20 protein-coding genes and 1 pseudogene are annotated in these 21,263 nt (G+C 44.6%); 13 read left to right on the top strand and 8 right to left on the bottom strand.

Annotated features, from left to right (window positions below; translation table 11 throughout):
- Positions 1–82: 82 nt before the first annotated feature.
- From malQ to IX91_RS22480, 3 genes are all read left to right on the top strand, one after another.
- Positions 83–2,263 carry a 4-alpha-glucanotransferase gene (gene malQ / locus IX91_RS22490; RefSeq protein WP_004743946.1) on the top strand — a complete coding sequence of 727 codons (2,181 nt, stop codon included), beginning with the start codon at positions 83–85 and terminating at the stop codon, positions 2,261–2,263.
- A 186-nt stretch (positions 2,264–2,449) separates the two neighbouring features.
- Positions 2,450–4,627, top strand: coding sequence for a 1,4-alpha-glucan branching protein GlgB (glgB, locus tag IX91_RS22485; protein ID WP_004743945.1), 2,178 nt, complete (start codon positions 2,450–2,452; stop codon positions 4,625–4,627).
- 135 nt (positions 4,628–4,762) lie between these two features.
- Complete coding sequence (locus IX91_RS22480; protein WP_236642932.1) at positions 4,763–5,419, top strand: hypothetical protein; 657 nt, start codon at positions 4,763–4,765, stop codon at positions 5,417–5,419.
- Between the two features lie 16 nt (positions 5,420–5,435).
- Here IX91_RS22480 and IX91_RS22475 read toward each other — a convergent pair whose 3' ends face one another.
- The 3 genes from IX91_RS22475 to IX91_RS22465 all read right to left on the bottom strand — a co-directional run bounded on the left by IX91_RS22475 (position 5,436) and on the right by IX91_RS22465 (position 7,723).
- Positions 5,436–6,077 carry an START domain-containing protein gene (locus tag IX91_RS22475; RefSeq protein WP_004743943.1) on the bottom strand — a complete coding sequence of 214 codons (642 nt, stop codon included), beginning with the start codon at positions 6,075–6,077 and terminating at the stop codon, positions 5,436–5,438.
- Between the two features lie 50 nt (positions 6,078–6,127).
- A complete protein-coding gene (gene arfB, locus IX91_RS22470; protein WP_004743942.1) occupies positions 6,128–6,541 on the bottom strand; it encodes an alternative ribosome rescue aminoacyl-tRNA hydrolase ArfB in 414 nt (137 codons plus the stop codon).
- A 171-nt stretch (positions 6,542–6,712) separates the two neighbouring features.
- Complete coding sequence (locus IX91_RS22465) at positions 6,713–7,723, bottom strand: hypothetical protein (protein ID WP_004743941.1); 1,011 nt, start codon at positions 7,721–7,723, stop codon at positions 6,713–6,715.
- Positions 7,724–8,122: 399 nt separating this feature from the next.
- Here IX91_RS22465 and IX91_RS22460 point away from each other — a divergent pair, with 399 nt between their 5' ends.
- The 3 genes from IX91_RS22460 (at position 8,123) to IX91_RS22450 (ending at position 10,008) form a co-directional block, all read left to right on the top strand.
- Positions 8,123–8,788: an outer membrane beta-barrel protein gene (locus IX91_RS22460; protein ID WP_004743940.1), complete on the top strand. Its 666-nt coding sequence runs from the start codon at positions 8,123–8,125 to the stop codon at positions 8,786–8,788.
- Positions 8,789–8,894: 106 nt separating this feature from the next.
- A complete protein-coding gene (locus tag IX91_RS22455; protein ID WP_004743939.1) occupies positions 8,895–9,572 on the top strand; it encodes a winged helix-turn-helix domain-containing protein in 678 nt (225 codons plus the stop codon).
- Positions 9,562–10,008: a hypothetical protein gene (locus IX91_RS22450; protein WP_236642931.1), complete on the top strand. Its 447-nt coding sequence runs from the start codon at positions 9,562–9,564 to the stop codon at positions 10,006–10,008. Before IX91_RS22455 ends, IX91_RS22450 begins: the two co-directional genes overlap by 11 nt.
- A gap of 85 nt (positions 10,009–10,093) precedes the next feature.
- Here the strand turns inward: IX91_RS22450 and IX91_RS22445 are convergent, their stop codons facing one another.
- Positions 10,094–10,654, bottom strand: coding sequence for a TetR/AcrR family transcriptional regulator (locus IX91_RS22445; RefSeq protein ID WP_004743937.1), 561 nt, complete (start codon positions 10,652–10,654; stop codon positions 10,094–10,096).
- A gap of 98 nt (positions 10,655–10,752) precedes the next feature.
- Here IX91_RS22445 and IX91_RS22440 point away from each other — a divergent pair, with 98 nt between their 5' ends.
- The gene (locus IX91_RS22440; RefSeq protein ID WP_004743936.1) at positions 10,753–11,286 is read left to right on the top strand and encodes a dihydrofolate reductase family protein; all 534 of its coding nucleotides are present in this window, start codon (positions 10,753–10,755) and stop codon (positions 11,284–11,286) included.
- 49 nt (positions 11,287–11,335) lie between these two features.
- Here IX91_RS22440 and IX91_RS22435 read toward each other — a convergent pair.
- Both IX91_RS22435 and IX91_RS22430 read right to left on the bottom strand, forming a co-directional pair.
- Positions 11,336–12,424, bottom strand: a pseudogene (locus tag IX91_RS22435) (hypothetical protein); the annotation flags it as partial.
- 37 nt (positions 12,425–12,461) lie between these two features.
- A complete protein-coding gene (locus IX91_RS22430) occupies positions 12,462–12,911 on the bottom strand; it encodes a hypothetical protein (protein ID WP_004743934.1) in 450 nt (149 codons plus the stop codon).
- A gap of 246 nt (positions 12,912–13,157) precedes the next feature.
- Here IX91_RS22430 and IX91_RS22425 point away from each other — a divergent pair, with 246 nt between their 5' ends.
- Positions 13,158–13,538 carry a VOC family protein gene (locus tag IX91_RS22425; RefSeq protein WP_004749157.1) on the top strand — a complete coding sequence of 127 codons (381 nt, stop codon included), beginning with the start codon at positions 13,158–13,160 and terminating at the stop codon, positions 13,536–13,538.
- A gap of 56 nt (positions 13,539–13,594) precedes the next feature.
- Here IX91_RS22425 and IX91_RS22420 read toward each other — a convergent pair whose 3' ends face one another.
- Positions 13,595–14,893: an alpha/beta fold hydrolase gene (locus IX91_RS22420; protein WP_004743932.1), complete on the bottom strand. Its 1,299-nt coding sequence runs from the start codon at positions 14,891–14,893 to the stop codon at positions 13,595–13,597.
- A 177-nt stretch (positions 14,894–15,070) separates the two neighbouring features.
- On the opposite strand from IX91_RS22420, the gene catB reads away from it, so the two are divergent.
- The 5 genes from catB to IX91_RS22395 all read left to right on the top strand — a co-directional run bounded on the left by catB (position 15,071) and on the right by IX91_RS22395 (position 19,061).
- The gene (gene catB / locus IX91_RS22415; protein ID WP_065814753.1) at positions 15,071–15,703 is read left to right on the top strand and encodes a type B chloramphenicol O-acetyltransferase; all 633 of its coding nucleotides are present in this window, start codon (positions 15,071–15,073) and stop codon (positions 15,701–15,703) included.
- A gap of 264 nt (positions 15,704–15,967) precedes the next feature.
- Complete coding sequence (locus IX91_RS22410; RefSeq protein WP_004743930.1) at positions 15,968–16,465, top strand: DUF2867 domain-containing protein; 498 nt, start codon at positions 15,968–15,970, stop codon at positions 16,463–16,465.
- 117 nt (positions 16,466–16,582) lie between these two features.
- Positions 16,583–17,431, top strand: a complete 849-nt coding sequence (locus IX91_RS22405) for a pirin family protein (RefSeq protein ID WP_004743929.1) — start codon at positions 16,583–16,585, stop codon at positions 17,429–17,431.
- A gap of 178 nt (positions 17,432–17,609) precedes the next feature.
- On the top strand, positions 17,610–18,203 hold the full coding sequence (locus tag IX91_RS22400; protein ID WP_004743928.1) for a LysE family translocator: 594 nt from the start codon (positions 17,610–17,612) through the stop codon (positions 18,201–18,203).
- Positions 18,204–18,236: 33 nt separating this feature from the next.
- Positions 18,237–19,061: an AraC family transcriptional regulator gene (locus IX91_RS22395; protein ID WP_004743927.1), complete on the top strand. Its 825-nt coding sequence runs from the start codon at positions 18,237–18,239 to the stop codon at positions 19,059–19,061.
- 53 nt (positions 19,062–19,114) lie between these two features.
- Here the strand turns inward: IX91_RS22395 and IX91_RS22390 are convergent, their stop codons facing one another.
- Complete coding sequence (locus IX91_RS22390) at positions 19,115–20,968, bottom strand: ABC transporter ATP-binding protein (protein WP_004743926.1); 1,854 nt, start codon at positions 20,966–20,968, stop codon at positions 19,115–19,117.
- Positions 20,969–21,263: the final 295 nt, after the last annotated feature.

The following is a 21,263-nucleotide window of genomic DNA, read 5'->3' as shown; positions in this document are numbered from 1 at the left end:
GCCATGTGCCTTGGCTCTACTCTTTTTATAATGATTAATAACCCTACATTTTGAAGGTATTAGCAGTCCTTCGGAGAGAGCGATGAAACAAGATAACGCATTAAAACAAGTCGCTGAAATGGCGAGAATTGCCGACAGCTACGTTAGCGCGTGGGGAGATGAAGCTAAAGTTGAAGACGAAACCATTCGTCACTTACTTGCGTCTTTAGGCTATGACACGACAAATGATGAAACTCTTCTGAAATCAGCAGAGAAAAAGCACAAGAAAGATGTGCTAGACCCAGTACTGGTTGTCCGCGATGGTGAACCTGTCGAAGTGGCACTGAATCTAGGAACGAGTGCTCGTGAAAGTGAGTTTAGCTGGCGCTTAGATACTGAGCAGGGAGAGGTACTTGAAGGCTATCTTCAATCGCAAATCGTACGCGATGAGCGCAAAGAGGGTGGCCCTTTAGTGTTTGCATTACCGAGAGATATCGCTTGGGGTTATCACAAGCTGACTATCACTCGTAAACGTCGTAAAGCCCCTTATGAGATGACATTGATTGTGACGCCGAAAGCGTGTTTCAAACAAGATGGCATCTTAAACGGCAAGAAAATGTGGGGGCCAAGTGTTCAGCTTTACACTCTTCGCACTCAGCATAACTGGGGTATTGGTGATTTTGGTGACCTTAAACAGCTGGTTGCCGATATCGCGTCACGCGGTGGTGATTTTGTTGGCTTAAACCCAATTCATTCATTGTTCCCGGCAAACCCAGAAGGGGCGAGCCCATACAGCCCGTCTTCGCGCCGCTGGCTAAACATCATGTACATTGACGTTAGTTCTGTACCTGAGTTCGCGCTAAGCATTGAAGCGCAGCAAAAAGTGGGCAGTGCAGAGTTCCAACAACGTCTGCAAAAAGCACGCGAGTCACACTGGGTGAACTACACCGAAGTTTCTGATCTGAAAATGAGTGTTCTTCCTCAGCTATTTACTGAGTTTAAGAAGCGTCACTTAGATAAAAATTCAGAGCGAGCGCAAACTTTCTTGGCTTTCGTTGAAGAGGGTGGCGAGAGCTTAGTTCATCAAGCGGCGTTTGATGCGCTTCACGCTAAACTGCACGCTGAAGATTCTAATGTTTGGGGCTGGCCTGTATTCCCTGAAGAGTACCGTAAGTTTGAAAACAGTGCGGTGCAAAGCTTTATCGAACAAAACCAAGATCAAGTTCATCTTTATATGTACCTACAGTGGGTTGCCGATACTCAGATTAAAGAAGCGCAAGCTTTGGCTGAAGAGAAAGGCATGTCAGTGGGCTTATACCGCGACTTGGCTGTGGGTGTGGCGGATTCAGGCTCAGAAACTTGGGCGGATGATGGCAACCTAATCATGGATGCAAGCATCGGTGCTCCACCAGATATCCTTGGACCACTTGGTCAAAACTGGGGACTACCTCCGCTGAATCCACAAGTGCTGCAAGCGACTGGGTATGATGCATACATCAAGCTTCTACGCGCGAACATGAAGCACTGTGGCGCACTGCGTATTGACCATGTGTTAGGCCTGCTACGTTTATGGTGGATTCCTAAAGGTGAAAACGCAACTAAAGGCGCTTACATTTACTACCCAGTGGAAGACATGCTAGCGATTCTGGCGTTAGAGTCGCATCGCTATCAATGTAGTGTGATTGGCGAAGATTTAGGTACTGTGCCTGATGAAATCGTCGAGATTCTACGCGACGCTGGCGTTCACTCATACAAGGTATTCTTCTTTGAAACTTCAGAAGATGACGGCGGCTTTATTTCACCTGCTCATTACGCAGAGCAATCTATGTCTGCTTTGTGTACTCACGATATGCCAACGCTACGTGGTTTCTGGCATTGTGAAGACCTTAAAATGGGTGAAGAACTTGGCCTATATCCTGACGCAGAGCAGCTCAAAGGTCTGTTCGCTGACCGTCTAGAGTGTAAGCAAGGAATCCTTGATTCAGTGGCATGGCATGGTTACCTACCAGAAGGTGTGGGACGTGATGCGCAATATGTGCCAATGGATTCTTACCTAGCGGAAGCACTTCAACTTCATGTTGCAGCAGGCTCTTCGACACTGCTCAGTGTCCAGCTGGAAGATTGGCTTGAAATGGACAAGCCAGTTAACATTCCTGGCACGGTCGATGAGTATCCAAACTGGCGTCGTAAACTGTCGATGAATCTCGACGAAGTATTCGCGCATGAAGGGGTTAATCGCATTGCTCACAAGCTCACTGAAGTTCGAGCGAAAGTAAGCAAATAGTCGTCTAATTGCAGTTCATACATAGAAAATTTTAGGTTGTATCACTCTATGTAGAGCCGGAATTCGGTAAACTGTCATAACGCTAATTAAGCCCGCTGCATAGCGGGCTTTTTGGGTCATTTGACCTGTCAATACGACAACTAATCTTATTTGGATTATGAAAGTTAGGTTAGGGAGAGAAGTAACTTGAAAACAACAACGTTAGATAAGGCAACAAAGATTTATAACCGGCTTTCACACGCGACATTCGCTGACCCATTTTCGTTTATCGGGCCTTTTATCGATCCAGAGCACGGCGCTTTGCGTGTATGGATGCCAGGCGCTGATAAAGTTGAATTAGTGATCGATGATCAGCGAGTAGAACTTGAAAGGGAAGATGCCTCTGGCTTTATCCTTAAACAAGAGCAAGATTTGCATTTAACGCACTACTTGCTTGCTGTCGATTGGAATGGCACCGAGCAACTGGTGGATGATCCTTATCAGTATCACAACATCTACGCTGAATATGATGATCTGCATACGCCTAAAGAAATGTACAAGCATATGGGCGCGCAGTTTATGACGCTTGAGCGTGGTGGCAAACAGATTTCAGGTATCCGTTTCTTGGTATACGCACCGCATGCTTCTGCGTGTAGTTTGGTGGGCGAGTTCAACCAGTGGGATGGACGTCGCACGCCTATGCAGCGTCTCGATTATGGTATCTGGGGTATCTTTATTCCAAATCTCCCTGAAGGCACTCAATACAAGTTTGAGTTAAAAGGGCCAAATGGTGAAGGCTTACCTCATAAGGCTGATCCTTGGGGCGCATTTGCGGAGCAGTACCCTTCTTTTTCTTCAGTGACTTATGATCATAGCCGTTACCAATGGCAAGATGATCAGTGGCAAAATCGTCCGGTGACGGAAAAGCGCAAAGAAGCGCTCTCGTTCTATGAGCTGCATGCGGGCTCTTGGCGTCGTGGCGCGAATGGTGACTTCCTAAACTACCGTGAATTGGCTGAGCAGCTAATCCCTTATCTTGTCGATATGGGCTACACCCACATCGAATTGATGCCTGTGTCAGAGCACCCATTCTATGGCTCTTGGGGCTATCAGCCAGTGGGCTTATTTGCGCCAACCAGCCGTTTTGGAACACCAGATGACTTTAAGTTCTTTGTTGACCAATGCCACCAAGCTGGTCTAGGTGTGGTACTTGATTGGGTGCCAGCGCACTTCCCATCAGATGATCACGGCTTAGCGAATTTTGATGGTACGCCTTTATTCCACGACCCAGACCCTCGTCGCGGTTGGCACCAAGATTGGAACTCATACATCTACGATCTAGGCCGAGAACATGTAAGACGTTTCTTAGTTTCTAACGCATTGTATTGGTTTGAACAGTTCCACATTGATGGCATTCGAGTCGATGCAGTGGCGTCTATGTTATACCTCGATTACTCACGTAGCCATGACCAATGGATTCCAAATGTTGATGGTGGTAATGAAAACTACGATGCGATTGCCACGCTGAAATGGATGAATGAGGAAGTGTACAAATACTTCCCGAACGCAATGACAATTGCGGAAGAATCGACCGCATTCCCGGGAGTGTCAGCACCTACCTTTATGGGCGGTTTAGGCTTTGGATTTAAGTGGAATATGGGCTGGATGCACGACTCTTTGTCTTACATTCAAGAAGACCCAATTCACCGTCAATACCATCACAATACGATTACCTTCCCATTGGTTTATGCCCATAGTGAGAACTATGTATTGTCGCTATCACACGATGAAGTGGTTTACGGTAAAGGTTCTATTCACAATAAGATGCCTGGCGATGAGTGGCAGCAAACAGCCAACTTGCGTGCGTACCTTGGTTACATGTACGCGCAACCGGGTAAAAAGCTTAACTTTATGGGCGCAGAGTTTGGTCAGACTGCGGAATGGAACCATGACGATCAACTGCAATGGTTCCTGCTTGATTTTGAACGCCATCAAGGGGTTCAGGCGTTGACTCGCGATCTCAATAAGCTTTACAGCAGCGAGAAAGCGATGCATGAGCTAGACTGCGAACCGCGTGGCTTTGAGTGGCGATTGCAAGATGCCGCTGAAGCGTCAATTTTGGCTCATGAACGTTTGAGCGATAGTGGAGAGCGTATTCTTGTCGTGACCAACTTTACTCCTGTCCCGCACGAAGAGTTTAGATTGGGTGTACCACATGAAGGAACATATCAAATGCTGCTTAACACCGATGACAACAAATACCACGGAAGTGGATTTGAAGTACTAAACTCGGTGACGAGCGAAGAGGTAGCAAGCGAGGGCTTAGAGCAGTCGATTCACCTTCGATTGCCGCCGTTAGCGACAGTCTTCTATAAGTTAGCCTAACCAAACTAGCCCAGTGAAAACTGGGCTTTTTTAGCTCTGACATTTGATGACAAAGCCTTACAACATCCATATACATTAATAATCAATGGCTCAATAAACTATCCATAACAATAATGAATGGTTTTGGAGCTGAAATTGAAACCCTTAATCCCGCTATTTATCGCCGTTACCGCACTCTCAGGTTGTCAGTCTTCAAAAGATAATCTTGCTCCCTATGTCTTTCAGTCTCAGTGCCAAGAAGCGGATGAGTATGATTTTGAGCCTCTGACTTTTACTGTTGACTCCTCATTTGAGCAGGCGCGAGTGAATGGTGTTATCTGCTCGGGGTCGTACACCGCATTTGAACAAATGACTAAACAGTACCCGAAAGTAAAGCTACTGCGATTAAAGGAGATCCCTGGCTCTGTCGACGATGAAACCAACCTTCGTTTATCGAAGAAGATTCATCAAATGGGGATCAGTACTTACTTAGGCGATAAAGGTATTGTGGAGTCAGGTGGGACGGATCTGTTTCTTTCGGGAGTGACCAGAAGGGCGGAAAAAGGCGCTAAAATTGGCGTTCACTCGTGGGCTTTCGAAGATGATAATGGAAAAGTGGTGGGTGGCGTGAACCTACCCAAAAGCAGTCCGGAGCATCAGCCCTATATTGAGTACTACCAAGATATTGGGCTAAGCAAACCAGAAGAGTTCTATTGGTTTACTATGCATGCGGCGTCTGCAGAGGGAATCTATTACATGTCACCGCAGCAACTTGAACATTTCGGCTTTAATACCCCAAGCTTTGCATTCTAATTTCACGGTTTCTCCTTCACTCTTTGATATTGGGGTGCGCACTGCCTTGGTAGTTAGGAAGTTGTTCTCGCAGTCCCATAAAGGTATTGCGAGCGCTTTCTTTAGCGAGTTTGTTGGCTAGCCAATCAGGCAGAGCACCGCCAGGATCAGCGAAAGCAACGTATTCGATAAGAGCACTACCATTGGTGAGTTTTTGCAGCGTCCATGTGGCTTTTACTGAGGTAATGCGGATGTAATCCTCTTGCTCAGGCAAACTGGCTGGAGGGGCGTCTTTGATGTTGAGTGTAAAACCTATCTCATCGACGGAATATTTTGAGTAAGTGACCATATCGCGGTCTTTCGCAGGCCAAGGTGCGGCAAATTGTGTGTAGACAATGTTTTCGTTGGATGAGATTTGCTTTATAACGCGGCTTAGGCTGACGTTATCAATCCAGTTCGGCACATTAGCGGTATCTTCCAGCAACAACAAAAACGCGCCGTAGCTGGTTGGAGCGAACATTCTGGCTCTAATCTCGACTAGCCCATCACTATGCTCACGAGAGTAGATGGTTATGCCGTCACTGTCGCTTTCAAACTTCCAGCTAGCAACTGGTTTTGCCCATACAGCGCTTGAGGCGATTAAACTGAAGATACAAATACTTTTCCCTAAGTTTGTCATTATATTACCTAATTCCTGACCATCCTTGTTTAGTCTATATGACACTGAGCTTAATGCTTAATTCGGCCACGAAGAGACTTGGTCTGCGATTTGATGTTTTTACTTTTCAGCCGCCTTTCTTTGGAAGCGCGGGTTGGTTTTGTCTCTCGACGTTTCTTTTGCACCACCATCGCTGAAGTGATCAGTTCAGCGAGCCTGTTTAGCGCATCTTCTTTGTTTTGCTCTTGAGTTCGAAATTGCTGAGCTTTTATTGTGATGACACCATCTTTTGAAATACGAGAGTCACGCAGGGCAAGAATTCGTTCTTTATAAATGCTAGGTAAGCTAGAGTGCTTAACATCAAACTGAAGATGAATAGCACTCGAGACCTTGTTGACATTCTGCCCGCCCGCCCCTTGAGCTCGTATTGCTGTGAGTTGGATCTCCCAAGCTTGTAGGGTGACGTTGTTGGATATCTTAAGCATTCAGTACATGTGATTTAGGCTATGAAGAGTCATTGTAGCCTGACTGAAGCGCTTCGCCATGGTTTTATAGCAGGTTCTCGCCGAATTTTTGGCATACGAGTAACGATCGAGCAAAACAAATGGGGTTCATAGTAGGTTGACGGCTATCTATCCCCCCTTTTGGCGAGGATGTTACTGACTCGGCATCAAGAACACTTCTCTCATCGCGGCCACTTGCTTGGTTAATGCACCGCCGACATGTCCACCACCTTCTACTTCAAACAGTATCGCTCCTTTTTGGGTCAAAAATGTGCTTTCTTCAGCTGATAACCCACCGAGCTGTTCATCATTGTTAGCGAATGTGAACCCTAGGTTACTTAGGTCGTCATATTGGTCAAGGATAGAGACATAGCGTGGAGTCGCAATGGCAGCGTTTAGTTTGTCCATGTTCTGCTGTAACTCAACGATACTTCGCTCACTGTTTGATGCACAACTATCTAAAGCGATATCTTGGCGCGGCTGACAGGACTCAAGCCAATAGTCGGTGTGAATGATTAACTCACCTTCTTGGAATGCACTGTTGTCATAGACGAAACCCGCACGTTGGTTTGATTTAAATGCATCTATCAGCGCTTCAGGTGTATTGAGGCGAGATGACTGAACAAGGAAAGCGTCCGCCGCTTGGGGACCGTATTTAGCCAGCATTGCGAGCACGACAAACCCACCGTGTGATGCGCCTTGTACATAGACTGTTTTGCCTTGTGATTTATAGTATTTCGCCACTTGATAAAGAATATCTGCCGACTGTTGGGCGTCTTGCTCGATTAAGTTATAGGCTCGGGTCTGAGCATAATTTTGCGTTTGTATCATCTGGCTTTGTTTCACATAGACAAAGGCGATATTGGTAAAGTCGATTTTCTCACCATTCTCATCATCAATCTGACTAATGAAGCCAAATGTGTCGTCATCGGCATACGATAGTGGCCCTCCGTCAGAATAGAGTAAGACGGTTGGCATTTGCTCGGGATCGCCATGTTGTATTGATATATATGGCTCTATATTGGTCGTTTCTGGAGTCATTGATTCCCTAAGAGCAGGGGTATCACCCGAGCCGCCACCACAGCCCCAAAGGCTAAGAATAGAAAGTAAGAAGAAGCCTGAAACCTCTGCTTTAGGTCGCTGGGAGTAGAAAGATTGAAACATACGGAAAACCTTTGTATCGCCTCCCTGCCGTAAATTATTTAGCCATTGTCCTAAAGGCTGCCTCACGTTAGTGCGCTTTGCAGGAGCAGAATAGTATGGAGTGATGTATGTCTTCTCAATGTTAGGGAGGTGTTTTTCATATGAATTAATGCTGTGAATGAGTGCTTTTTAGAAAGCGTTCTGTCTTTAAGATTATGATATGTTTGGTTTTTTATCTTTTTTTAGATGTAAGTAAGGGAAAGGTGATCTTTGCGTTCAGCAAAAACATATTAGGGAAGTCTGGAGAGCGTTAATGAGCTTTATATTGATAATTAAGATGAATTAACGAGTTGGACTATTCACCTATCTAATAGCGTTCACATAGACTTCGAGCTCTTTCCAAATCTAATGAGAGCAACAATGAAAAAGACAATCTACAGTGCAGCAGTTATGGCTGTATTGGCGTGTGGTGCGGTACGTGCTGAAGGTATGAGCGATAACTACAACTTTTTATCGGGTGGTTATCAACAGTCAAATTACAGCCAGTCGCTTTATTACGGTTCTAGCTCATCAAACGCCGACATAGACGCAAAAGGTTTTTATCTTCGCGGCAGCTTCAACTTTTATGACAATTTTTTCGCTGAAGTTCGCAAAGATCGTACCTATTACACGCATTCGGGCTCATTGGTTGAAAGTGATTGGACGCTTGACCAAAACTTGTATGCACTAGGTTACTACTACCCAATTAGCCCGGCTTGGTCTTTGTACGGCACTGTTGGTTATTCAGATTTAGAATTAGCAGCAGAAGCGCCAAACCTAGCTCCAAACACTAAACTAAGCTACAACATGTCGGGCCTTAGTTTAGAAGTGGGTGCGAGAGTTGAGTTGTTTGACTTCTGGCAAATTGAGCCAGCGATTCGTCATGCTAACTACGACTTCGCAATGTATGAACTGCGCTTGAACAATGCTTTTTCGGTGACAAACAATTTGTCTCTAGAGCTTAATGCATTGCACCGAGCATTTGAGACTCAGCACACCACTACGACGGAAGTCGCGGGTCAGGTTGGTGTGCGCTATTCTTTCTGATATTAGTATGCGAAACCTGCCGACTGTTTGGCAGGTTTCTGCGTATCTTTACCAGTTGGGAGATATTAGATAGACTTGCCGACGTTTTGCAGCGTAGTATTTGTCCATGAGTGAAAAAACACAAACACTGACCTTCTCTGGTTATGAGCTTAACCTCAGCTCAAGGACTCTTTGCCGAGTCGGCAATGGTGAAACTGTTCGCCTTTCTCACTCCGAGACACTTCTTCTACAGACACTGGTAGCGGCTCCTGGAAAAACCATATCGAGAGAGACATTGCTGGTTCAATGTTGGCCTGGACGTATCGTTACACAAAGCTCGTTAAATGTTGCGGTAAAAAATTTGCGCCAAGCATTTGAAAAGTTAGGTGGTGATAGTCTTATCACAACTGACCCAGGTAAAGGCTACTTACTACGAAGTGATGAGCGCTCTGCCGCAATAGAGTCAAAGCCGTTAGAAGCGATTGATGAGGCTGGCTTAAATGGTGATGAGCTGATTAAGTCAAAACAGTATCTATTTTTCGGGTTGGCGTTCGTATTGGGTGCATTGGTGACCTTTTATACTCTTTTCATGTACATCGAACTGGTTGAAATCACCGAAGTGGATGGAGTGGACGTTTACTATGATGGTTTTCCCATTAAACCTGATGTACTACCTAGTCAAACATCGCCAAAAGCGTTGATGCTTGTATATCCTAAAGGCGGTTCAGTAAATTGCTATCAAGTGGTGAGCTATTCTGATTCAGAGTTTGTGGAAGAGTCATTAGGTGAATGCCGTGATAAATAAGTCTATTTCGTATTTCTTGAAAGGTATATTGTTTACTCTCATGGCTTGTTTGCTTTGGGGCATTGTATCGGCTTTGTTAACAGAGGATAGGTATAGCCTTAAGACCTCTCATCCTGATATCTCTAATGAAACACTCACTATTACACTTAAACATGGGCAAGCTAAAGCACACTTCGTTTCTAGAGCAGTGAAAACGACTCGTACTATTTCTTATGACATGCATGGCTTATTTCTTCGCTATGGCAATCACTATTTGCTGCTAACGACCGACGATTCAGATGATGTGCATACCCATGGTTTTGCGGTAAGAAAACTGTTCATTAAAAAGGTGAGTGATCATCAGGCATTTTTAATTACTGATCGCCGAGGTTCATTTACCCTGAAAGACGGTAGAGTTGTTCATCTTAACAGTATTTTTTCGGGTACTTATCAATAACAACTAAGTGGCTTTTGGACCAGATATTATAAGCCATTTGCGTTGACCCCAACGGCTTTTTCACCATCCATTACATCTCACTTATTTAGCCCTCAACCTCGAGCAACTGGTAGTACAAGTTTAGTGGACCCGCTAACATATCTAATGTGAGCTCACTGCTAGGCTGGCAGTTGAGTGCCAAAGCGAAACCGTGCAAGTAATCGGCAAGGAGGTCGATAGCGTTTTTAGTGGTTTCTGGGGGGACTCCAAGCGGTTCTACGATCGTTTCATAGCGTTCGATAAATACATTGGCAGGGCTGACGGAGTCCATTTTGAGTAGCGTTTCAAGTAATCCAGGGTAGCGATGCAAAAGTGATACGTAGCTGATGCAGAGCTGTGATAATTGAGTTTGCCAATCTTCACTCGCGTCAGGCTGGTAGATGTCTTCAATCAGAGAAATGACGATAGATTCTTGCAATGCATTCTTGTTACGGAAGTAGTGATATATCGCCATTGCGTCAACGGATAACTCGATGGCTAACCCTCTGACACTTGGCATTTTATTGTCTCTAAGCATCAACTCTTTTGCTTTGCTAAGAATGCGTTCAGCATCCAATTGGCTTGTTTGGGCTTGAGGGCGCCCTCTGCGTTTTTGCTTGACAGACATCTTAGGATCTCATTAATCTAATATTAATTCTACAGTGTAGAATTAATTGTAACTCAGTTTTATACTTTGTCCAAACTCGTTTATCGGAGAACCTGACCATGGCAAATATCGTATTTATTGCAACCAGTCTTGACGGTTATATCGCAGACAAGGATGGGGGACTCGATTGGCTGCATTCGATACCTAACCCAGACAATATTGATATGGGATTTGTGCCCTTGCTTGAGCGTGTCGATGCGTTGGTGATGGGCAGAAATACCCTTGAAGCCGTATTGAGCTTTGACGTTGATTGGCCTTACAGCAAGCCTGTTTTTGTGCTGAGTAATACCCTAAAAGAAGTTCCAAGTGGCTATCAAGACAAGGTGTTTTTAGTCAGTGGAAATTTGCCTGACATCGTTAAGGATCTTAATGCTCAAGGCTATCAGGATTTGTATATCGACGGTGGAGTGACAATTCAAAACTTCTTAAAGCTAGATCTGATTGATGAACTTGCTATCACCACTATTCCAGTCGTTTTGGGTGGTGGCGTAAAATTGTTCGGTGAACTGGATGGATTGCAAAAATACAAAATGCTAGAAAGCAAAGTCTATCTCGATGCGATTGTGCAAAGTCGCTACCTGCGTCAGCGATAGTTACAAGACCCTCTGATAGTCGAGAGGGTCTACTAAATCTTCTTTAACCTCTTACTGTAAAGGTTGAGGCTACAGGCTTATGGTCACTCACGTTGTCAAATCCTTCATCTAAGACCTTAGTTTGCAAGTCTTTAAGATTCCCAGTTTTGTTGGTCAATCCAGTGTTGTCTAGTTCGCCAAAGTCTGGACGATCTCGGCCTTCTTTATGCTTGATCTTGCCTGTTGAATCTAACTGCATGTAGGTATGGCTGTTGAGAGCCTCAAACTTAAACCCGTGCTTCGCCAAATGAGTGTCATCGTGTGATACAGGATCATACATGGTTCCATCGTCTAATAGCTTTTCACGCTCATTCAAGTCACCGGTAATTAGAACTTCCTCATTGGATTTAATTCCAGCCATAAGTTTGTTGCCTTCTAATTCACGCTTGGCCTCTTTGTTGGAGTCTAGGTGTGCGGAAATAGCGGTAATATCTTGTCCATTGACCTCTAAGGAAGTTTTAACGCCCCCTTTATTGCCAGTAATGCCTAACAAGAACTCCATATTCTTGCCTCCCCAACCGTGTCGGTATTCAGACTCTCCTTTTACTTTAACGTCGGCACCATCTTTGGCAAATACAGACATAGACGTGTAGCTGACGCCTTCACCAAGTCCTTTGGTCATAACCTTCATCTTGTTTTGGCTGAGTAGGTTCATGCCCTCAAGCTCTAGATCTTTGGCAAGCAGTTTAGATTCTTGCTCAGCAAACAGTACGACATCATAGTCACCACTTTTGATTAGGTTCTGGAAATAGTTTTTTGTTTCTTCCGGCATTTTTTGGTTTGCCTGATTGTAGGTAACGGTGAGTACTTTCGCTTCACCGATTCTTCCTTTGTTGTGTAGCTGTTGATTCATCTGATTGAGCTTCAAGTCATTGTTTTTTGTTGCATCAGACTTGTTGAAAAAATGGCTAAAGAAGCTTTTGTTCTCTTTCTGTTTTAAGCTTATTTCTCCATCGCTATTTTTAGTAACGCTATATTCTTTGCCAAAAATAGAGCCAAATTTAACGGTATCACCTTGTTTGGCTTCATTTTTTAATCTGTGAATATCAGCAAGATCTAAATTACCTCTATGCTGACTATTAATATGAATGGTTGACATGATTTTCTTCCGCTCTTGATTTAATAATGGAAAACAATTAAATGAAAATGCCTGAGTTCGGTCTTTCTATAGACTCAGTAAATGTTTCAACTTGTTCAATGAACTGATGCCATTGTTCGACTTTATCGAGCAACTGCTGAAGTGTGTTTTGGACATAGCCTTGAGGTTTGTTGGATAGGGCTATTATCTTGTAAATGCTTAAACGACGGCTATCGGGTATGAGACCAACACCGAACCCGCCTCGAAAAGGCTCTAGCGCCTGCTCGCCTAAAGCAACAGCTAGTTGATCTGGCATGGGAATAGGTAGCTCAATAGGGCTAGTAATAGAAACATGTAGGTTGATTGTGGCTTCATTTTTGAAAATAGTAAGAAAAAGAGCTTCGTCATGAATGCCGCTTTCTGGTGATAACTCACACTGAAATAATCCGTTGTCATCGAATTCAACATTATTGCCTAAAAAACTAATACTCTCTTGATAGATATCCATTACTACACCTTTACCTCACTAATAATCTTGGTATGTTTTTTATTATTTAATTGCGAGGAGTTTATAGTGCTTATGGGCGAGAGGAATATTAGATATGGCTGTGATTTTTTATGATTTACATATTTAGATTGATGGCTTATTTGCCTATATTCCAACAATTGAAACTTGAAAGGGCGCTGTACTGACTGGAATTGTCGAAGTCCTGCGCTAGTTTTAAAGAGTCATTCGCTCAGGTCTAGGAGGAACATGCAAATGAATCCGGTTGGTTGGTTTGAAATCTATGTCGACGATATGTCGCGTGCGAAAGCGTTCTATGAAGCGGTGTTTGAAACGTCGTTAGAGAAACTTGATGGTGACGCTAAGATGGAAATAGAAATGTGGCTTTTTCCATCCTCTATGGAACAGTACGGGGCAGCGGGTGCGTTAGCAAAAATGGAAGGGGTTTCTCCAGGTGGCAATAGCACACTGGTCTACTTTTCTTGCCAAGATTGCGCTAATGAGCAGTCAAGAGTAGAAGGCGCTGGTGGTAAGGTGGTTCACCCTAAATTTGCTATTGGCCCACACGGCTTTATCTCTATGGTCTCAGACACTGAAGGCAATATGATTGGCCTTCACTCGATGGAATAACGTCGATTACACATTTTAAGTTGAGCCCCCCAAGCTGTATGCGGGGGGCTCAATGGTTAGATAAGTGTCGCTGCGGTTTGGTCACCCATTGCAATCAGAGTATCTAAGATCTTCTCGCCATCAGCACGTAAACCGTTGTGCTCATATTCATTGGTAATCCAAGCTTTTGCATTCGGCATCTCTGCCAGCGTTTCTCGGCTGATATCCATCTCAACAAACATGTCATCGGCATAGACAGCGCAGCTTACTGGTACTTTATTGCTTGCTAACTGCTTCGCATCGTATAACGGTTGCCAATCTTGTTTTGCTGCGAGTAACTCAGCGGCAGGTTTAAGTGGTTGCAAGTTCTTGTATTGATCAAACATCCAAGAGAAGACCATCTCGCCAGTAAAGTAGAAAGGTTTATCTTTGTCGTAGTTAAACGCTGTGTTTTGCTGACGAACTCTATGAGCACTCCAGTTTGAAGCAAAGCCTTGGCAGTAGATTGATTCATGCAAAATGGCATAGATCGGATTCGTCTGGAAACCTTGCTCCATCAGCATGCTGCTTAAAAATTCATAGCGCAGTTCGGTTTTGCCATTAACCTCGATAAGGGCATTTTCTAGTGCGTAATAGGTTGGCAAGAAAGTGTCACTCATACCAAAGTTAATTCCAATCTGCTGGAATTGCTCAACGGTAAATCGTTGACCGTTGGGTAGGTATTCTTCGTTATCGATCAAGTGATCGGCAATCTGTTTACACAGCTCTTGAGCTTTAGGGAACTGCTGGAAGAAAGCTTGGTTCTTCTCCATCGTTCGTTTAAACGTCGCCTGATACACATCGTCTGGGTGACGAGAAATCGACGGGACACCGCCAGTAATGAAGCTGCGAGACAAACTCTGAGGAAAAAGCGATAGATAGGTGAGTGAGCAGAAACCACCGAAGCTTTGACCGAGAATGGACCACTGCTCAACCCCAAATTGCTTGCGAATAAACTCGGCATCGCGAACGATGTTGTCAGCACGAAAGTAGCTTAAATACTCCGCTTGCTCTTCAGGTGTCAGATGCGCCAGAGTTTGGTGAGAGATCACTGAACTATTGCCCGTTCCGCGTTGGTCTAACAGTAAAACACGGTAATCTTGCAGCGCGCGTTTTACCCATCCGCTATTGCCATTTTGACGAGGTGAGGGAAAGCCTGGGCCGCCTTGAAAGTAGACCAACCAAGGCTTTGCGCTGTCACCATCTGAAACCAAGGATAGCTCGCGAGCAAAAACGGAAATTTCGCCTTGCGTATTGTCTGAGTAATTTAAAGGGACTTGAAAGTAATGCGGAGTGTATTTTACTCCTGCATCAATAAATTGCTGAGCGGTATTCATAATAGTTAGTACATCCGTGACGTTGAGATGCGGTATTTTATCGTGTTGCCATGCGGATACCAATGCCAGTTTGAGTTAGTGTGGGCTGAGCGATGGCAATGATAAATCTCAGTGACCTGAGTCATCTTTACCCTTATCCTAAGCTTGGACTAAATCATAGATAACCAAAAGAATGAAATTATGAATGTTTTTGACTCTCCATTTGCAGGTAAACCCCTGACTGAGCAGGTAACCAACCCCAATATTATTGTTGGTCGTCATAGCTATTACTCCGGTTATTATCATGGTCATGGCTTTGATGATTGCGCGCGTTACTTAAATCCGGATAGAGACGATGTCGATAAACTGATCATCGGCAGTTTTTGCTCGATAGGCTCGGGCGCTGTATTTATGATGGCAGGGAATCAAGGGCACCGCAGCGACTGGATCTCGACCTTTCCTTTTTTCTATCAAGAGGATGAGAACTTCGCTGATGCGCAAGATGGATTCGCTCGCTCAGGAAATACAGTGGTCGGAAATGATGTGTGGATAGGTTCTGAAGCGATGATTATGGCGGGGGTAACCATAGGAGACGGCGCTATTATTGCCAGTCGCGCTGTGGTGACCAAGGATGTCGCACCCTATGAGGTCGTGGGATCAAATCCTGCAAAGCATATTAAGTATCGTTTCTCAGAAAGTGAGCGAGAGAAGCTAAATGAAATGCAGTGGTGGCAGTGGCGTGACGAGCAGCTTAAAGGCGCAATGTCATTACTCTGCTCGGGTGATGTGGATGGGTTGTATCGCTATTGGCAGCAACACGTCACTGGTTAAAATTGAGACAAGGCACAGATATTCACTTCCGTGCCTTTGTTTTATCTATGGTCACCTTTAAGGTCATAATACCAACCAGAATAAATTTCTGGTCATTCTTGCTGGTTAAAATCGCTGATAGCTGCGTTATAGATTTTGTAGGTAGGTCAACTAGCTACAAAATCTATGCCTTGCTCTAAGCGATTTTTCCTGCGCAATTATCTGATCAGCTATTTATCCCGATTGGTATAAATTGAAGGATTACTCACCCAACAAGGTTTTGCTATGGAACTGCCCAGTCACTCTAACATTCACCCCTATTTGCAAGGGGCCTACTTCGCTGATACACACAACATAGAGTTGCCTTGTAACGGTGAATCCGCACTCGAAGTCTACTTTGCGATGGTGAATAAGACACCCCGCTGGGTTAATGCGCTAATGGATTTACGCAATCGCATTGTTTCAAAACTAGGGTTGAAACACCTAGGGCGTATGGCGGATCTGGATGAAAACAAGCCGATAAGCGAGTATCGAGTTGGCGATCAAGTGGGTATATTTTCGATTGTGAGTTTAAGTGACAACGAACTGCTGGTGGAGGATTGCGATAAGCACCTCAATGTTAGGCTCTCTTTTCTTATTGTTCCTGATGGCGACACAATGACCTTGCATGCAACAACGGTTGTTGATGTTAAGAACACGTTCGGCAAAGTGTATATGTTTTTTGTGGCCCCAGTACACAAGCTGATAGTACCCACCTCTTTGAAAACACTGGTACCCGCTTAAATCTCATTGTCGTTCGAATTATTCGAACGACAGGCTCTAATCTCCCCGCTCAATTTACTCTTCAAGGTCAGTAAACTGTCTTCATTCCTTCACGGAGCCAAACTAAGGGGAGACAGCATGAGTGTAACCAGACAAGTTAATCAAGTAATCCAAGTTCATCCTACCTCTGATGGTGATGGGGTTAAGATACAGCGCGTGGCTGGGTTTAATAATGCGCAGTTTTCTCCATTTCTAATGGTTGATGAGCTTAAATCAGACCAACGTTCAGATTACGTTGGCGGCTTTCCTCCTCATCCTCACCGCGGAATCGAAACGCTAACCTATATGCTCAAAGGTCATTTTCAACACAAAGATCATATGGGCAATGTTGGCGAGCTGAGAAGTGGTGGGGCTCAGTGGATGGCAGCTGGCCGAGGGGTTATCCATAGTGAAATGCCTATTATGGAAGAAGGTGATTTACATGGTTTCCAAATTTGGATAAATCAACCTGCGCGAGACAAAATGAAGCCAGCTCAATATGTCGATTTTCAGCCAGAGACAATCACTGAACATAGTGACGAGCAACTTGGTCTAGTCCGCGTACTGGCCGGAACGATCAATGCCAATGAAATGCAGCTTAAAGGTCCGTTAAGTAAGACGGGTGTTGAGCTTAGCGTGTCTGATTGGCGCGCCGAAATTGACCAGCAAGTGAGTGTGTCAGTACCTGAGCAATTCAACATGATGATCTTAAACTATCAAGGTAAGGTTCAAGTTGGTGATTACACACTCAAGCAGGGTGAACTTGCAATGCTAAGTAAAGGTGAGCGAGTCGACTTGCAAGCGCTTGGGCAAAGTGGCGTGTTAATTTTCGCTGGCGAACCCATTGATGAGCCGGTCGTTCATTACGGCCCATTTGTCATGAATACAATGGATGAGATAAATCAAACCATACAGGATTACAATTCCGGTGTGTTTGAAACTTACTAAACAACTTTAAGAGTTCATCTTGAACTTCAATTAACGCAAAGCGAACTATTCACTGCCAGTTCTTTTTGTTTTGCCACACCTTAGCGTGTGGCTTTTTTCGTTTTTACACGCCTGCAATATCGTTCAATAACTCTTGCTCTGCTTTAGCTAACGTTAAGGTCTAGTGAAGGAGAACAAAATGAATAGTTTAATTATTGCGATGTTGGCGTTTGCATTTGTGGGTGCTGCCACACCCGGGCCGGTGAATCTTTTGGCGACGGCCACAGCCGCCCAACGAGGTAGTCGAGAAGCCAGTAAATTGGTGCTAGGGGCGTCATTTGCTTATGCTTTAGTTGTGCTCATCTCTGGCAGTGTAATGCATGAGCTGGTTGAGTTTTTACCCTTGTTGGAAGCCACATTGAAGTGGGTAGGCAGCGCATTTTTACTCTACCTCGCATACCAGATATTTACTGCACCTGTGGCTGAGTTACAAGGGCAAACGACGCTGACCTCAGGCTGGTGGATAGGATCGCTTACCCAATTGCTTAATCCCAAAGCTTGGTTGGTGGCGATGTCTGGAGTCAGTTTGTATGTGGTAGGGCAGGGCAACACAGATTACTGGCTTTGGGTGTTTACTCTGGTGTCGTTAGTTTGTTGCTTAGTGGGTGTCGGCTTATGGGCGGCGAGTGGGCGTGCTTTATCTAGTTACTTATCTCAGCCACATAAGCAGCGCATTTTTAATCGAATGATGGCGATAACCTTGGCCGCTTCTGTTAGCATGATTTGGTTATAGTTTTGCAAACCTATACAGCGCAAGGAGCTGCGCATGAAAAAAGATAACAGCGCGAACTTTAAGCAAAGTACGGTATTGCCTTGGATTGAGATGAGAATCGCAAGCCAAAGCACCGCTTGTTATGCAGCGCATTCTCACGATGAGTTTTCATTTGGGATTATTCAACAAGGCAAAGCTGACTATCGCAATCACAGCTCGACGCATCATATTGGTCGCGGTGACATAGTGACGATTAATCCCGCCGATGTTCACTCTTGTAACCCGGAAGCGGGAACTTGGTCTTATAGCATGCTGTTTGTTGATACCAAACAGATGGGGGCTATTCAGCAGGAAATTCTTGGTCAATCTCATGCTGGGTATAGTGCAGACTACACACCATTTCGTCACGCATTTGAGCGCAGTGAGTCAATCAAAAATCACTATTTGGCTCTGTTTAATGATCTCCAGTCAGAAGCGAGTCAATTACAGGTACAAACTCGACTGTATGACTTTATTGAAGCTGTTCACGTACAGAGCTCAATGGAGGTTAAACCATCCCCCTCTTCATCATTGAAAAGGGTGCAAGAAAAACTGCTCGATGACGTTAGTCAAACTCATCAATTGGATCATTTAGCGCAAGAAGCACAGATGAGCCGTTACCAGCTCCTCAGAGCGTTTAAGCATTACTATGGTCTTCCACCTCATGCCTATTTGATGGATGAGAAAATCAAACGGGCCAAGGTGATGCTTAAATCCGGTCAGGAGATCGCCAAGGTGGCTCAAGAGCTTGGTTTTTCTGACCAAGCGCATTTTCAGCGTCAGTTTAAAAAGAAAATTGCCGTTACTCCTAAGTTTTATCAATCCCACTTTGTTGATTGAGCAGCAATAAAAAAGGAAGCCGAAGCTTCCTTTTTGTCTATTTAACATCTGATTTAAGCACTTTGCTTTTCAGCCTCTTCATCACCGATGAATCCACCTGTTTGGTGTGCCCAAAGCTGAGCGTAGATTCCGCCACTTTGAACTAACTCTTGGTGAGTGCCTTGCTCAACGACTTCGCCTTTATCGAGAACGATCAATCGATCCATTGCGGCGATGGTTGAGAGTCGGTGCGCAATGGCAATAACCGTTTTACCTTGCATCAACTCATTCAGGCTCTCTTGAATGGCCGCCTCAACCTCTGAATCTAGAGCTGAGGTTGCTTCATCAAGAATCAGAAGCGGAGCGTCTTTCAGTAGTACACGTGAAATCGCAATACGCTGACGTTGACCACCAGAAAGCTTCACACCACGTTCGCCAACTTGAGCGTCGTAGCCTACGTTACCAAACGGGTCGTTCAGTGTTTCGATGAACTCATGTGCGTGCGCCTGTTTCGTTGCACGGTGTAACTCTTCTTCGCTCGCATCAGGGTTGCCATACAAGATGTTATCGCGGATAGAGCGGTGCAGTAGTGACGTATCTTGCGTTACCATACCGATGTTACTGCGCAGTGAGTCTTGAGTGACATCAGAGATAACCTGACCATCGATCTTGATCTTACCGCTTTCAACATCATGGAAACGAAGAAGCAGGTTAACCAAAGTAGATTTACCCGCGCCAGAGCGACCGACTAGCCCCACTTTTTCACCTGGCTTGATGTTCAGGTTAAGGTTACTAATAACGCCTTTGGTTTTGTCACCATAGTGGAAGCTAACATCGTCAAACTCGATACCGCCTTGATTGACTACTAGAGGTTTCGCATCTGGTTTGTCTTGAATATCAATGGGTTTAGACATGGTTTTCATGCCATCAACTACGGTACCCATGTTCTCGAACAGAGCACCGACTTCCCACATGATCCACATCGACATACCGTTGATACGCAGTGCTAGGGCAATCGCAATTGCAATAGCACCGATACTGATCGAGTTATCCATCCACAGGTAGATAGAAAGCGCGCTGATTGAGAAAACCAAAACGTAGTTAGTAATCTCGACCGCGACATCGAACCCTGTTACCAAACGCATTTGACGGTAAACCGTACCCAAGAAGCCATTCATGCCTTCTTCGGCGTACTCCGTCTCACGTCTGCTATGCGAGAACAGCTTCACGGTTGCAATGTTAGTGTAGCTATCGACGATACGACCCGTCATGGTTGAACGAGCATCCGCTTGTTCAGAAGCTACCTGTTTTAGCTTAGGTACAAAGTAAAGCTGAATACCGACGTAGCAGAATAGCCAAATGATCATTGGGATCATCAGGCGCCAGTCGGCCTGAGCTAATAGCACGACAATCGAGGTAAAGTAGACAGAAACGTAAACAAACACGTCCATCGTCTTCATCACGGTTTCGCGCACCGCCAGCGAGGTTTGCATTACTTTAGTCGCGACACGACCAGCAAAGTCATCCTGATAAAAGTTCAGGCTTTGTTTCAGTAAGTAGCGGTGAGCTAACCAACGAATCGACATTGGGTAGTTACCAAGTAATGTCTGATGAACGAGTAGCGAGTAACCAACCACAAGAACAGGCATTACAACTAGCAAAAGGATGCCGTAGAAAATCAGATCACTCTGATTATCTTGCCAAAACGTTTCTGGGTTACTGTTCGACAACCAATCGACCAAGTTACCCATTGCTCCAAATAGAGAAACTTCAACAATTGCGACAATAGTTGCCATTACAGACATGATGATCAACGGGATTTCGAACCCGCGGGTGTAGTGGCGACAAAACGCAAAAATACCCGAAGGAGGCTGTGTCGGCTCCTGCTCGGGGAAAGGCTTAGTAAAGCCTTCAAACTTTTTAAACATAAATAAATTCCTAAACACGCAAAGATAGAAAGTTGCCTATGTGGCAGATGCGTACGTCCATTAATAGGAAGGGTGAAACACCAATCTAGTCACCTATCTAGCTTGGTACAGCAATGGTATACCCTTAGTGGGGGAAATGTAACCAGTTTATTATTCTTTCCTTTGCATAATATTCAATCAAAGATAATAAAAAGTCATGGCGACAATAAAAATTACTGACAAATAAACAATATACAGTGCTTATTGCTGTGTTGTGGGTGAATTATCAGGTTAATTCAGTAATATTTCATTTAAC

Origin of the sequence: Vibrio tubiashii ATCC 19109, from assembly GCF_000772105.1 — a bacterium.
GTDB classification, from domain to species: domain Bacteria; phylum Pseudomonadota; class Gammaproteobacteria; order Enterobacterales; family Vibrionaceae; genus Vibrio; species Vibrio tubiashii.
This window is presented reverse-complemented; position numbering and strand designations above follow the sequence as displayed.